The sequence below is a fragment of the Marivita sp. genome (genome assembly GCF_020055635.1).
GTDB lineage: Bacteria > Pseudomonadota > Alphaproteobacteria > Rhodobacterales > Rhodobacteraceae > Marivita.
The window spans coordinates 21,184-35,727 of the sequence record NZ_JAIPUT010000014.1; the positions used below are offsets into that span (position 1 = coordinate 21,184).

The following is a 14,544-nucleotide window of genomic DNA, read 5'->3' on the forward strand; positions in this document are numbered from 1 at the left end:
TCTTATTCTGCGGATAACAGCGACAGGCCGGGCACGCGTATCGCGACCCCCGGACCGGCATTGGCAAGGTAATCGAGGTTGCGCCGCGCAAGGCGGGCATGTTCGCGCGACAGGTATTCGGCGCGGGCGCCTTCGCGGGCGCGGATCGCTTCGATGATGGCGCGGTGCTGGTGCTGCGCGCGCACGAGCGACGCGTTGAAATCCGGGATCAGTTCCTGTTCGCGCAGGAACGCGCTGGGGGATGCCAATGGCAGGCGGCTCACCCGGTCGGCCTCGCGCTGCACGATCTGGCTTCCGGCAAGACCTGCGAGCAGGCTGTGGAAGGCCGCGTTTTCGCGCACATAGCTGTCAAAGTCGATATTGGCGGGATCGGCGATGGCGGTGTCGATCCGGGCCAGCACCTGCTCGACCTCGGCAAGACGCATCGGATCGGCCCCGCGCTCGGCGGCAAGCCGCGCCGCCGTGCCTTCGATCACGCCGCGCAGTTCGATGGCATCGTTGATGTCGTCGAGCGTAAAGCGCGCCGCCCGGCAGCCCCCGGTTTCGATACGCTCCAGCAGGCCCTCGTCGATCAGACGGTCCATCGCCTGGCGCAGCGGCGTGCGCGACAGGCCCAGCCGTTCGGCAAGTGCGACCTCGGGCAGACGCGCGCTGCCAGCGAATTCGCCGCTCATCACAAGCGAGCGAAGGCCCAGTAGCGCCTTTTCATACTGCGTCATGCGATCCGACATGCACCCTCCCCAGGCGCGCGCCGCTCTCCCCTGCGGCGTTCTGTCCAACAGGGTTAGATTGTATACAGGAACCTGTCAATATCTCGTTTTCGGCCTCCCAGAACGCGATACTGATGGTTTTTGTATACAGGAAAAGGCCATTTGTATGGCCCGGCTACACGAGCCCCGCCTGTGCCGCGTCCCAGATCAGCTTGACCGCGATCACCGCCAGAAGCGACAGGATCAGCCGGTCGAAGGCCTGTTTCGACAGGAACCGCGCGGCCCAGGACCCGACGGGGATGCCCATGAACATCGGGATCAGCGCCAGTACCGCCAGCAGCACCCGGTCCCATGTCAGGATGCCAAGCACCGCAAGCGCGGGCACCTGCGTGGCCGACATCGCCAGAAAGAAGATCGCGATTGTGGCGATGAACTCCTTGCGGGGCAGGTTCAGCGCGTTGAGGAAGGTGATCGACACCGGGGCCGACAACCCGCCCGCGCCCTGCATCACGCCGCCGACAAGGCCCACAAACGGCCCCATCTGACGCCCGCGTGCGCGCGGCAGGACCCAGTTGGGCCGCGCCAGCCGGATGCCGATATAGGCGAACACCACCCCCGCCAGCGCCGCCATCAGAAGCGGCACCGGGAGCGACGCCAGAAGCACCGATCCGACGATCGCCCCCAAAGCGCCCATCCCCGCGAAGGTCCAGACAAAGCGGTTTTCGGTCACCTCGGACCGGAAGGCCCAGCTTTGCCAGATATTGGTGCAGAGGTTCAGCACCGAGAAGATCGCCACCGCCATCGGCACGTCGAACACGATGGCAAGCACCGGCACGCCGACCACCGGCGCCCCTGCCCCGGTGGCGCCTTTCAGGAACCCGCCAAGCGCGATTCCGACAAAGGCAAAGGCCAGGGATGCGGGGTCCATCAATGGTCGTCCGAGGCCACGACCGACAGGTCGAGCAGGACCTGACGGCGTTCGGTGCGAATGATCTCGACCGCGCGGCGCAGGGCGTCGGGCAGATCTGCGCCCCGGTCGATGCGTTCGGCATGGGCACGGCTGGCGCGGGCGATCTGCGTGAAGTCCGGCAGCGGTTCGAGCGAGGTCAGCGGAATACGGTTCTGGCGTACGGCGGCACCGTCCGGGTAACCCTTGACCACCGACCGCCGCACCGCGTTCCACATGGCGTTGTTCTTGACGATCGTGAGGATCGGCAGGCCCAATGCCTCGGCGATCTGGTGGCAGGCGACCGGGTTGGCGAACATGTACGATCCGTCGCCCACGCAGGCGATCACAAGCCGGTCGCGATCCGCCAGTTGCGCACCAAGAGCAGCGGGCATGGCCCAGCCAAGGCCACCGGCATGTACGTTGGAGAACACGCGGTTCGGACCATTGAGCGTCATGTGGGGTAGCAGGAGCCCCAGTTCGGAAAACGCGACCGCATCTTTGTCCATGATGTTCGAGACACAGGCGCTCATCCATTCCGCGCTCATCGGGCCGTCGCCGCCCGCGACGGGTTTTGGTGTGGCGTTGCGGGATGCCGAAACCTTGGCATGCACGCTGTCCCGCCGGTCGGGGGCACCGGGATCAGGTGTCAGTGCCATGAGCGCATCGAGCACCATGACCGGATCGGCGGTGATCGCCAGATCGGTGCGATAGCCGCGCACCGGCATGCGGCGGAACAGCGGGTCCGGGCCGATATGCACGACGCGGCAGTCCTTGGACGGCGCGCTGACCGCTTCGATCCACGGCACGCCAGAATCCAGCACGATCACCAGATCGGCCTCTGCGGTTGCCGCTTTCGGATTGTAGCCCAGCAGCGCCGGATCGTCCGAGGCCAGCACGTTGCGGATGCTGAACGGCTCGGCCACCGCCAGCCCGAACGCGTCGGCACAACGGGACACAAGCGCCGAAAGCCTGCCCTGCGGATCGCCGCGCTGGCACAGGACAACGGGCATCCTGGCCTCTGCGATCCAGGCAGCCAGCGTTTGCATCGCCTGGGCGTCCGGGGCGGCGGGGCGCGCGCGCGCGGGAACCGCTGCGGGCAAGAACCCGTCCGGTAGCGGCTCCGTCAACGGCTCCTTGGGCAGGCTCATGTAGACCGGCCCCTCGGGCGCGCTGACCATCAGGGAGGCCGCCCGTTTGGTCACGCTGTCGGCCTGTTCGGGGTAGCGCAATTCGTAGTCGAACTTGACCACGTCGCGCACGAGGCTGGTCTGGTCGTACATCTCCTGCCCGTACTGGATCGGCGTCATGCGCCCCCCCTTGCGACCCGATTCCGTGAGCGGAGTGCGCCCCGACAGCACGAAGACCGGAATATTGTCGGACGCAGCGTTGATCACCCCCATCACGGCGTTGGCCAGACCGACATTCACATGCACCATGACGGCCTGCGGACGCCCGGTGACCAACCAATGCCCATGCGCCATCGCCATCGCCGCAGTTTCATGCGGCACCGTCACGGGCGTTGGTACATCACCTTCAGGAAGCCGCGCAAGCCCTTCTATGATTGGTGGAAAATCGGTTCCGGCATTGGCGAACAGATAGTCGATCCCGCACGCTTTCAGGGCGGTCAAAAGCGCTTCGCCCCCGGTCTTGGGACGGTCCTGATCTTCAAACATACATCCTCCCTGAATCTCAGGCTTGATATTCCGCTGACCCTTCGTAAAGTCAACTTATTCTCAATAATTGGGATTCTAACCCAAACGAGAACCACATTTGGGAGGACAACCATGAAGACGCTACTCACCGCGGCGGCGGTATTTCTGAGCGCGACGATTGCCACATCTGCCAGCGCGCAGAATGTCGGCATCGCCACATCGAACCCCGGATCGCTGTTCCACAATATCGGCACGGCGGTCGCAAATGCCGCCAACGAAGCCGGGCTGAACACCACGATCCAGCCCGCCACCAGCCCCAATCAGTTCATTCCGTTTGTCGATCAGGGCGGCATCGATTTTGGCGTGGCCAACCTGCAAGAGGTCAACTACGCCATCACCGGCGAGGAATGGTGGGGCGGACGCACCAACCCCAACCTGCGCGTCGTGGCGCATCTCATGCCGCTGGTCGAGGCGATCTTCGTGCGCGCCGACGGCGACATCCAGAAGGTGTCGGACCTCAAGGGTCAACCGATGACCGATGGCTATACCGCGCAGAACACCATCCTGCCGCAGCTGGCGGCCTTCTACGCCACCGCCGGCATGACGCGGGACGACGTGGAAAAGGTGTCGGTCGCCAGTGTCGTGGCCGGGGCGGATGCCTTCATGGCCGGCGACACGGTCGGGTTCATCTTTGCCCACGGTGCCGGCAAGGTGCGCGAGGCGGATGCGGCCGTGGGCGGCCTGCGCGCGCTGGGGGTCGAGGATGACAGCGAAGCCGCACTGGCTGCGGCCCGCGAACACTGGCCGACGGCGTTCTTCACCACGCTGCCCGCAGGCGCCATGCCCGGCGTGCTGGAAGACACGGTCTATATCGCCTTCCCGCAGGTGGTCTTCACGCACGCCAACGCTCCGGAGGATGTGGTCTACGCGATGACCAAGGCGATGTATGAAAACGCGCAAGTCATGTCGGACACCTTTCCGCCGTTCCGGGCCTTCAAGCCCGAAAACATGAAGGGCGATCCCGGCGTGGCGGAATTCCACCCCGGCGCGCTGCGCTTCTTCGAGGAAACCGGCCTGAACTGAGCCCTCCTGCCCCGCGCGGTCATGATGCGACGCGCGGGGCGATCCATCTTTCACCCTGACTGCACTCAAGGAAACAGACCCCCCTGATGCCTGCTCTTCCGATGCGCCTTGCCAGACCCCTGGCCGATCTGCTTGCAGCCTGCCTGGTCCTGCTGGCCGTTGGTTGGGCGCTGTCGGTGCAGCGCAAGCTGGGGCTGGATTTGTACCCGCAGCAATTCTTTGCAGGCGTGCTGTTCTTTGCCCTGCCATTGGCCTTCTTCACCCTGCCCGCCCGGCGCGGGGCCGAGCGCGGGGATGTGCCGCTGCATGACCTGATCCTGGCCGGATTGTCGATGGCCGCTTTGGGCTACGTCGCGGTCTCCTATCCCGATCTGGTGCTGATGATCTTCGCCCGTCCGCCCGAGCTTTGGATCCCCAGCGGGATCATCATCCTTCTGCTGTTGGAGTCGCTGCGCCGCGCGACCGGTTGGGCGCTGGTGCTGATCATCGGGGTTTTTCTGCTTTACGCGCTGTTCGGAGACCTGGTCCCCGGACGGCTTCAGGGGCGCCCGCAGAACTGGCAATTGCTGACAGGGTATCTGGCGGTCGACTCCAATGGCATTCTCGGCCTGCCGATGTCGGTCGCGTCCACCGTGGTGATCGCGTTCATCCTGTTCGGCGTGCTTTTGGGTATCACCGGCGGGTCGCAGTTCTTCACCGATGCGGCGATGATCGGCATGGGCCGGTTTCGCGGCGGGTCGATGAAGATCTCGGTTCTGGCCTCGGGCCTCTTCGGGTCGATCTCGGGCTCGGCTGTCGCCAACGTGGTGGGCACCGGCGTTGTCACGATCCCGATGATCAAGCGCGATGGCTACCCGGCCCACAAGGCAGGCGCGATCGAGGCCGTGGCCTCCACCGGAGGGCAACTCATGCCGCCGGTGATGGGCGCGTCAGCCTTCCTCATGGCCGAGTTCCTCGCCATCCCCTACAGCCAGATCGTCATGGCGGCGTTGCTGCCCGCAGTGCTCTACTACGTGGCGCTGTTCATACAGGCCGATCTGGAAGCGGCCAAGCTGGGCATTCAACGCGTGCCCGAATCCGAGATCCCGGCGCGCCGCACTGTTCTGGTGGGCCTGCATTTCGCCACCGCCTTTGCCGTGCTGATCTACCTGCTGTTCTGGATGCGCTACCAGCCCGAACGCGCGGCCCTCTGGTCGGCGCTGGCGCTGTGCGGCACTGCGCTGATCTTCGGCTATCGCGGTGTCCGCCCGACGATCCGCGCGCTTTTCGGCAGCTTTGCCCGCACCGGGCACGGCGTGGTCGAGATCCTGCTGATCTCGGCCGCGTCCGGCATGGTGATCGGGGTGCTCAACATCACCGGTCTGAGCTTCAACCTGACCTATGCGCTGGTGCAGGTGGGCGGCGGCAGCGCGATCACGCTGCTGGCATTGTCGGCGGTGGTCTGCATCATCCTCGGCATGGGCCTGCCGACGCTGGGCGTTTATGTGTTGCTCGCCGCGCTGGTCGCCCCTGCGCTGATCGAAGTGGGGATCGAACCCATCGCGGCGCATCTTTACGTGCTTTATTTCGGCATGATGTCGATGATCACGCCCCCCATCGCCATGGCCGCATTTGCCGCCGCCGCCATCGCCAAGGCCCCCGCCATGGCAACCGGCTGGGCCGCGATGCGGTTCGGCTGGGCGGCCTATGTGATCCCGGTGCTGTTCGTGTTCAGCCCGTCGCTGATCCTGATCGGCGAAACCGGAGAGATCGTCTTTGCCGTGATCACAGCAAGCCTTGGCGTCTGGCTGGTCTCCGCCGGTCTGGCCGGGTATTTCTCGGACCGGTTATCGCCGCTCAAACGGCTCTTGTTCATGGTGACCGGCCTGATGGCGCTGGTGCCTGCCGGAGCCTTCGAGGGCGCGATCCTGACCGATGCGGCGGGCGTCGTGCTGGGTCTGGCGCTGATCGGAAGCGAACTCTTCCGCAAGCGCAGCGCGCCCATGGCGGAGGAGGCACAATGAGATCGGTCTCCGGGTCCGGCGAGCGGCTTCTGGCGATCCTTGGCCTGTTTTCCGAGGACACCCCCGAATGGGCGCCCGAGGACATGATGCAAGCGCTCGGGTTTTCGCGCCCGACGCTCTATCGCTATCTCAAGACGCTCAAGGATGCGGGCTATCTCGTGTCGCTGCCGCAGGCGGGCTACACGCTTGGCCCCCGCGTAACCGAGCTCGATTTCCTCATGCGCCGGTCCGATCCGCTGATCGCGGCGTCGGATCCGCATCTCGAGGCGTTGGCGCGGGCCTTCGTGGGGTCGGCCTTTGTCGTGAGGTTCTACGATCGGAACATGCTCTGCGTGGCGTCCGAAGTGTCCACACCGACACCCCGGTCCTCCTACCCGCGCGGACGCCCCATGCCGATCGGCAAGGGCGCGGTCAGCCGGGCGATCGTCGCTTTCCTGCCCCCCAAGGACCGTGCCGCGCTGGTCAGCGACTATCTCGATGCCTTTGTCACCTCGGGCATCGGCACGACCAAGGATGCGGTTCTGACCGAGCTGAAACGCATCCGCCGCAACCGCGTCGCCACCGCGCGGGGCGAGGTCACGCCGGGGCTGGTCGGTGTTGCCGCGCCGATCCTTGCGGGTGACGGAACCCCGGTGGGCGCGCTGTGCCTGTCCACCGAGGAAGCCACCCTGACCGACACCCGGCTTGCCGCGCTGCGCGAGACCATCCGCGACCGGGCCGAGGCGATCTCGGACGCGCTGTCGCATCCCCAAGCACGGGCAAGCGCCTGACCCATGACTGACCGGAAAGAGAGGCAAGATGACCCCTGACCCCGCAAGGCATCCCAGCGGCAACGCGTGGGCCGCCATGACCAGCCACCGCGCGCCCGACCACGGATGCGTCGGAGGACTTTCATGAGCGACAGCTACGACGTGGTGATCAATGGCGGCGGTCCGGTAGGGCTGGGTCTTGCCATCGAACTGGGCCAGCGCGGCATTCGTGTCTGCGTGGTGGAACGCTATCCCGAACCGCAACCGATCCCGAAGGGCCAGAACCTGACCCAACGCACCTCCGAGCATTTCCGGGCCTGGGGCTGCGAAGACGAACTGCACAGCGCTCATCCCATTCCCAAGGGCGGCGGCATCGGCGGCATGACGGCGTACGGCACGCTGCTGTCCGATCACACCTATGACTGGCTGAACCGGTCGCACGTGAAGGACTATTACTTCGCGCCCAACGCCCGCCTGCCGCAATACGCCACCGAACGCGTGCTGCGCGCCCGCGCGGCGGAAATTCCCGAGCTTACGGTTCTGTACGGCTGGTCCGGCGAGGCGCTCGAGATGTCCGATGACGGCGTGCGCCTGACCATCGCCGAACGCAGGGGCGACGGGCGGCAGGTGATCGAAGCGTCTTATGTCGTGGGCTGCGATGGCAGCCGGTCGTTCATTCGCGACCATGCCGGGATCAGCGAGACCCTGTCGGACCACAACCGCCTGATGGCGCTGCTGGTGTTCCGGTCGGAAGAGCTGCACGAATTGCTGACGCGCTATCCGGGCAAGGCGTTCTACAACGTGTTGCACCCCGACTACGAAGGGTACTGGCTGTTCTTTGGCCGCGTCGATCACGGGTTGTCGTGGTTCTTCCACGCCCCCGTCCCCATCGGCACGACGACCGAAAATTTCGATTTTCGCGCGCTGCTTCACAAGGCGGTGGGTCAGGACTTCGCGCTTGATCTGGATTACGTCGGCTTCTGGGACCTGCGCGTGTCGCTGGCCGACACCTATCGCCAAGGTCGGGCCTTCATCGCGGGGGACGCGGCGCACAGCCATCCGCCTTATGGCGGCTACGGCATCAACACCGGGTTCGAGGATGCCCGAAACCTCGGCTGGAAGCTGGCCGCGACGATCAAGGGTTGGGGCAGCGATGCGCTGCTCGACAGCTACAGCGCCGAGCGCCAGCCGGTCTTTGCCTCGACCGCAAGGGATTTCATCGAGAATTTCATCCGCGAGGACCGCGAGTTCCTCGACCGCCACGACCCGACACAAGACGACGACGCCTTCGAGGCCGCGTGGAAAGCCCGCGCCGAGGGCGGATCCGGGGTCGAGGATTTCGAACCGAATTACGAAGGCTCGCCCATCGTGCCCGGAACGGATGGCACGCCCGGCGCCAAGGGATCGCACAGCTTTGTCGCGCGCGCAGGCCACCACCTGCCCCCCGCCGGGCCCGAGGGACGCGACGTGGCCGACACGCTTGGCCCGGACTTCACGCTGCTCTGCGCCGATCCGGGGGACGCCACGGCCTTTGCCGAAGCCGCCGATGTGCTGGGGCTTCCGCTGGCCACGCCGGACTGCAACGCCGACTGGTTTGCCCCGTGGGACCGCCGGATCGTGCTGGTTCGCCCGGACGGGTTCGTGGCGTGGTCGGGTGACACGATCGCGCCGGAAACCGCGCAAACCATCCTGTCCGCCGCCATCGGCCGCTCCGGGGCATAATCCTCGGCTGCGCAAAGGCCGACAGCCACGGAACATTGCGTGGCGCATCGGTGTTGTCTTCGCGATGACAAAAACCGTGTTCTTCACGCTTGGGGGTCTTGCACTTCTTGCCGCGGGCATTGCCGCGGCATATTTTGCGCGCGGTCTCGAAGGCGATGCGGCAACCGATCCGCCACAGGCCCCATTGGTGGAAACGGTGCGTCCCGAACCGGCGTCGGCGCCGCCCGCCATCGTGGAGACAGGTTTTGTGCGGGCAGCCGAGCGGATCGAGGTTGCACCTGAAATCGGCGGGCGGATCGTCGAGATCGGCAGCGGTTTCTCCCTTGGGTCAATGGTCGCGGAAGGCGCGCTTCTGGTCCGTCTCGATGCCAGCACCATAGAAACCGAGATCGCCCGCGCCGAGGCCGATCTCAACAGTGCCGAGGCCGCCGAGGCGCAGGCCGAGGCCGAGTTGCAGCGCAACGCGCAACTTGCCGAGGAGAACATTGCCGCAGAGGCCGAACTGGAGCGCGCGCGGGCCGATGCCGCCGCGGCGCGAGCGCGGGTCGAACAGGCAGAGGCAGCGTTGCAGGCGGCCGAGTTGCGGCTCGACGACACTCGGCTGCGCGCCCCGTTCGATGCGCTGGTCACCGAAGAAGACGCCTCGGTCGGACAGCTGCTTCAGGTTGGCGCGCCGATCGGCACCCTTGTGGCTTCGAACGTGGCGGAGGTGCGTGTCGGGCTGACCGAAGACAACTTTCGCCGGCTGCGGCGCAACGGCGACCTTGAGGGCCGCAGCGTCGAGATCCAGAGGGAAGGACGCGAGCCGCTGTCGGGCACGGTCGCTGCCCTGGCGCCGGTACTCGAGGGACAGGCGCGCACGGTGGATGTCGTGATCGAGGTGGCCGATCCGTTTGCCGAAGACCGCGATCTGGTTCTGAACGCGCTTGTCACCGTGTCCATCCCGCTGCCGGACAGCGATCAGCCGCTGTTCCGTCTTCCCGATGGCGCGTTGCATGCCGGGGAACGGCTGTGGCGCGTGACACAGGACGACACGCTCGAGCCCGTCTCGGCGCGCATCCAGCGCCGCGGCGACAATTCGGTCTATGTCATCTCCGACATGCTGACCGAAGACGATCGCATCCTGCTGACGGAAATCACCAATCCCCTGCCCGGCCGCGCCGTGCGGACCGACAGCGGCTCAGCGGACCAGAGCGCCGAAAATGATGGCGGATCAAACGCCGAGGCAGGCGAATGATGCACCCGATCGAAGCCGCGCTGCGCAACCGGGTGTTGCCGAACCTGCTGATGGTGGCGCTGCTGCTGGCGGGCGTCTTTGCGATGACCAACCTGACGGTCAAGAATTTTCCGGACATCAACACCGGCACGATCAGCATTTCGGTGGCCTATCCGGGCGCCACTCCGCAGGAAGTCTCTGCCGGTGTCGTGCAACCCATCGAGAACGCGATCCGATCCATCGAGGGCATTCGGCGCATCGACGCGACGGCGAGCCAGAACACCGGAACGGTCACGGTCGCCACCCTGCGCTCGGCCAATGTGGCGCGGGTACGCGACGACATCGAGACCGAGGTTCAGGGCATCACCGTCTTTCCCGATGGGGCCGAAAGCCCCACGATCGTCGAAGTCGAACCGCAGGAACTGGCGATCCAGTACGTTATTGCCGGGGACATCGACCGCGCGCTTCTCAAGGATGTCGCGCAGACCGCGCGGCAGGATCTGCTCGCGCTTGACGGCGTGTCGACCGTCGAGGTCGCAGGCGTGCCGGTGGACGAGATCGGCATCGAGGTCGGCCAGGACAAGCTGCGCGCCTACGGTCTGAGCATTGACAGCCTTGCAGAGCGGATCCGCAGCGAGAACCTGGACCTGTCGGGCGGCGCCTTGCAATCGGGGGACGCGCGCATCCAGATCCGCACGTTGGGCGAACAGCAGATGGGCGCGCAGATCGCGGACCTGCCGGTCATCCGGGGCGAGAACGGAACCTCCGTGACCCTCGGCCGGATCGCCGAAATCGAGGACGGCCTTGCGGAAGAGCCGATGACGGCCCGGCTTGGCGACCAGCCGGCGGTGTTCCTGTCGGTCTTCCGCTCGGGCGAGGAACAGCTTCTCGATCTGGTCGAGACCACTCAGACCTATGTCGAGAACCGCCTGCGCCCCGGCCTGCCGGACTCCATCGAGGTGCTCGAATGGTCCAACGAGGCCGAGAACCTGCGCGGGCGGATCCAGCTTCTGGCGAAAAACGCCGCCATCGGCGCGGTCCTGATCCTCGCCTTGCTGACGCTGGCGCTTGACCTGCGGATCGCGGCCTGGGTTTCGAGCGGGATCATCATTGCCTTCGTTGGCGCCTTCGGCCTGATGCAGCTCTTCGGCATTACCATCAACCAGCTGTCCCTTTTCGGCTTCATCCTTGCGCTTGGCATCGTGGTGGATGACGCCATCGTGGTCGGCGAACGCGTCTATTCCGAGCGGGAGACGACGCAGGACGGCCGACAGGCGGCGATCGCCGGGGCGACGAAAATGGCCAGGCCGGTCTTTTTCGCCGTGGCGACGACGATCGCGGCCTTCGTGCCGCTGCTGTTCCTGCCGGGGACATCCGGGTCCTTCATCTCGCCGGTGGCGGCGGTGGTGATCATGGTTCTGACCATGTCACTGATCGAGAGCTTCTTCATCCTGCCGCAACACCTGTCGCATATCAGCACCGACCCGCCGCGCCGCTATTCGCCGCGGCGTGTCACCGATGCGTTGCGCCGTCGCGTCGGTTCCGGAATCGACCGTTTTGCGAACGGCCCGATGCGGCGGATCGCGACGTTTTCGGTGGCGCAACCCCTGTTCGTGATCTGCCTGTGTTTCGCGATCCTCATTGCCAGCTTTTCGGTGATGACCTCGGGGCTGGTCCGGTTCGTCTTCTTCCCCGAGATCGAGGGCAACACCGTCTCGGCCCGGCTTGTGCTGCCATCGGGCACCGCGGCGCCCCGCACGTTGAACGTGGCGGAGCGCATCGCCGACGCCGCCGGACGCGCCGCCGAGCAGGTCGCGAGCGAGACAGAAGAGACAAGTGCCGACGAGGTTGTCCTCGCCACTTCGATTTCCATCGGGTTCGAGGCAGCCTCCGGTGGTCCGCAAGGCGGGTCCGATGGATCGTCCAACGCAGCCACCGTCGAACTGCGCATCCAGGACGCGGAAACGCGGGCCTTCTCGGCGCAGGATTTCACCGATGTCTGGCGTCAGGAAACCGGCGAGATCCCCGGTGCCCGCGAACTGGTGTTCTCCTCGGCCATCGTCGGTGCCGGCGCGCCGATCTCCCTGCGGGTGTCAGCGGCCAGCGAAGAAGCGCGCCTGGCCGCCGTGCAGCGCATTCGCGAGGCGCTGGCAGAACGCGAGGGGGTCTACGGCATTCGTGACAGTCAATCGACCGCGGCCGAGGAAATCGTCGTCACCCTGCGCGACGATGGTGCCGCGCTTGGCGTGTCTCTGGCCCAGGTTGCAAACGCGGTGCGCGACGCGACCTTCGGCGAGATCGCGGGATCGTTCCTGCGCAACGAGGAAGAGGTCGAACTGCGGGTGCGTCTGCCCGAAGATCAGCGCGAGACCCTGTCGGACCTGCAAGAATATCGCATCCCGGTCGGCGACAATTTCGTGCCCATCGGCGCGGTGGCCGAGCTGACCCGCCAGCCCGCGCCCACCACGATCACCCGGCTCGACGCGCGCCGCGTGACCACGGTCGAGGCGGATGTCGACACGTCGCTGACCGCCGGCGGCACCGAATCCACCTATATCCGCGAAACGGTGCTGCCCGAGATCCAGCAGACCTACCCAAGCGTGTCGGTGCAATATGGCGGTGAACAGGAAGAACAGGCCCGGTTCGGTCCTGCCCTGGCGCAGAATTTCGCGCTGGCGCTCTTTGCGATCTACGCGCTGCTGGCGCTGGCCTTCCGGTCGTATTCGCGCCCCCTGCTGATCCTGCTGACGGTGCCCTTTGCGCTGGTCGGTTCGATCCTCGGGCACGCCCTTCTGGGCCTGAACCTGACGCTTCTGTCGATGTTCGGGATCATCGGCCTGACCGGTATCCTGATCAACGCGTCGCTGCTGCTGCTCAATGAGTACGAAGACCTGAGAGCCGGCGGCGCCGACTGGCGCGACGCCATGCCCGAAGCCGCGGCGCGCCGGTTTCGCCCCATCTTCCTGACCACGCTGACCACGTTCTTCGGGATTGCGCCGCTTATCCTGGAAACCTCGCTACAGGCCCAGTTCCTGATCCCGACAGCGGTCTCGCTTGGCTTTGGCGTGTTGGTGGGTTCGGTCCTGGTGCTTCTGATCGTTCCGGCCTACGCCGCCGCAGCGGCAGGCCTCGCGCAACTGGTGTCGCGGATGATCAATGGCTCCCGAAGCCACGACCCGACAGCCAATGGCACGCAGGAGAGCGCGCATTGACACAAGGATCGCGCCGCGCCGGTTCCAAGTCCCGAGTGCCGGGTCAGAGCCTGCTAGACATCATCCGTCACGGATCGGTTCGGTCCGGCGGCATCCGGAGGCGAATAATAGATAGCCTGGCTGAAAAGGCTCCGCGATGGGTCGAGCATCAGGAAATCACGCGTGCCAAGATGCCTGTTGTGCCTCTCGGAAACCAGCCAGAACAGATAAAGCACCCGCCGACGTCCAAAGAAGTAAAGTCGCGTCAGACTGCGCACCAGTCCGTGATACGGGTCCAGCCAGAGATGCAGGACAAGTGACCTGACCGACTGGAGGTACAGGCGGGAGCGCCAGAACTTGATGATGGCCGAACGATGGGCCGCGCCGAGGGCGCGCCGCCGCATCCTGTCATTCAAACGGGGGTCTTTCAGAAAGTTCTCGATGACGGCGAATTGCCCCAGGGCGATCGCGGATTTGTTGGTCGACATGCTTTCCGGGTGCACCCGGTAGCCGACAAGGAATTCCGGCACCACCTCGATCTTGTATTTCTGGAGTATCTTCAGTTGAAAATCCCGATCTTCGCAGCCGCCGATGCCCTTCTCCGCGTATGAGGGATCAAAGCCGCCCACCTCGAGAGCCACGTCGCGGCGCACAAGAAGAACGCTGCCGTTGCCGGCGTGGTTGATCAGAAGATGGTCGAAAAAGAAGTCCCCGGACTCCTCGTACAAGGCGCCATCCGCAAACGGGTGATCGTCGGTGTCAATGAGCCTGAATCCGACGTAACAGGCCCCCCACGAGTCATCCCCGGCATGTTGGGCCAAAGCCTCGACTTGTTTTTCGATCTTTTGCGGATGCCAGAGATCATCGGCGTCGAGATAGGCGACATACCCGTCTTCCGCCAATTCGGTGCCGATGTTCCTGGCCCTGGCAACCCCGCCGTTCTTGACGGTTTCGATTTTCAGAAATGGAATCTCTTGGCACAAGTCCTCGACTATGCGGCGACTATTATCCTTCGAACCGTCGTCGATCACGAGGATCTGCAAATTGGGATAGGTTTGCGATGCCGCGCTGCGTACCGTCCGCTCAATGAAACTTTCCGCATTGTAGGTCGGAATGACAACCGTAACCTTTGGAAGAAAATCTGTCATATGACCCCCAGGCAACGGGCGCTTTTTCCATCCTCAGGGAATGAAAAAGATCGCCTCGGGTCAGAGAAACACAAAACGGCACACCAAGGAAATGGGATTCGAGCACTCAGGTACGCGGCAT

The 14,544-nt window shown here is 65.1% G+C and carries 10 protein-coding genes; 6 read left to right on the forward strand and 4 right to left on the reverse strand.

From position 1 onward, the window contains the following. Nucleotides 1-2: 2 nt before the first annotated feature. From LCF60_RS09105 to LCF60_RS09115, 3 genes are all read right to left on the reverse strand, one after another. Nucleotides 3-731 carry a GntR family transcriptional regulator gene (locus LCF60_RS09105; protein ID WP_292291280.1) on the reverse strand — a complete coding sequence of 243 codons (729 nt, stop codon included), beginning with the start codon at nucleotides 729-731 and terminating at the stop codon, nucleotides 3-5. A gap of 154 nt (nucleotides 732-885) precedes the next feature. Continuing rightward, entirely contained in the window at nucleotides 886-1,638 is a 753-nt protein-coding gene (locus LCF60_RS09110) for a sulfite exporter TauE/SafE family protein (RefSeq protein WP_292291281.1), read from the reverse strand. Next, on the reverse strand, nucleotides 1,638-3,332 hold the full coding sequence (locus LCF60_RS09115) for a thiamine pyrophosphate-requiring protein (RefSeq protein ID WP_292291282.1): 1,695 nt from the start codon (nucleotides 3,330-3,332) through the stop codon (nucleotides 1,638-1,640). Before LCF60_RS09115 ends, LCF60_RS09110 begins: the two co-directional genes overlap by 1 nt. A 111-nt stretch (nucleotides 3,333-3,443) precedes the next feature. On the opposite strand from LCF60_RS09115, the gene LCF60_RS09120 reads away from it, so the two are divergent. The 6 genes from LCF60_RS09120 to LCF60_RS09145 all read left to right on the forward strand — a co-directional run bounded on the left by LCF60_RS09120 (nucleotide 3,444) and on the right by LCF60_RS09145 (nucleotide 13,296). Beyond that, nucleotides 3,444-4,394: a TAXI family TRAP transporter solute-binding subunit gene (locus LCF60_RS09120; RefSeq protein WP_292291283.1), complete on the forward strand. Its 951-nt coding sequence runs from the start codon at nucleotides 3,444-3,446 to the stop codon at nucleotides 4,392-4,394. An 86-nt stretch (nucleotides 4,395-4,480) separates the two neighbouring features. Next, entirely contained in the window at nucleotides 4,481-6,397 is a 1,917-nt protein-coding gene (locus LCF60_RS09125; RefSeq protein ID WP_292291284.1) for a TRAP transporter fused permease subunit, read from the forward strand. Continuing rightward, nucleotides 6,394-7,167, forward strand: a complete 774-nt coding sequence (locus tag LCF60_RS09130; protein ID WP_292291285.1) for an IclR family transcriptional regulator — start codon at nucleotides 6,394-6,396, stop codon at nucleotides 7,165-7,167. The genes LCF60_RS09125 and LCF60_RS09130 overlap by 4 nt, the downstream gene beginning before the upstream one ends. 123 nt (nucleotides 7,168-7,290) lie before the next feature. Next, nucleotides 7,291-8,868 carry an FAD-dependent monooxygenase gene (locus LCF60_RS09135; protein WP_292291287.1) on the forward strand — a complete coding sequence of 526 codons (1,578 nt, stop codon included), beginning with the start codon at nucleotides 7,291-7,293 and terminating at the stop codon, nucleotides 8,866-8,868. 64 nt (nucleotides 8,869-8,932) lie between these two features. Next, entirely contained in the window at nucleotides 8,933-10,105 is a 1,173-nt protein-coding gene (locus LCF60_RS09140) for an efflux RND transporter periplasmic adaptor subunit (protein ID WP_292291288.1), read from the forward strand. Beyond that, nucleotides 10,102-13,296, forward strand: coding sequence for an efflux RND transporter permease subunit (locus LCF60_RS09145; protein WP_292291289.1), 3,195 nt, complete (start codon nucleotides 10,102-10,104; stop codon nucleotides 13,294-13,296). Before LCF60_RS09140 ends, LCF60_RS09145 begins: the two co-directional genes overlap by 4 nt. A gap of 53 nt (nucleotides 13,297-13,349) precedes the next feature. On the opposite strand, the gene LCF60_RS09150 is transcribed toward LCF60_RS09145, so the two are convergent. Next, entirely contained in the window at nucleotides 13,350-14,423 is a 1,074-nt protein-coding gene (locus tag LCF60_RS09150; protein ID WP_292291290.1) for a glycosyltransferase family A protein, read from the reverse strand. Between the last annotated feature and the right edge of the window lie 121 nt (nucleotides 14,424-14,544).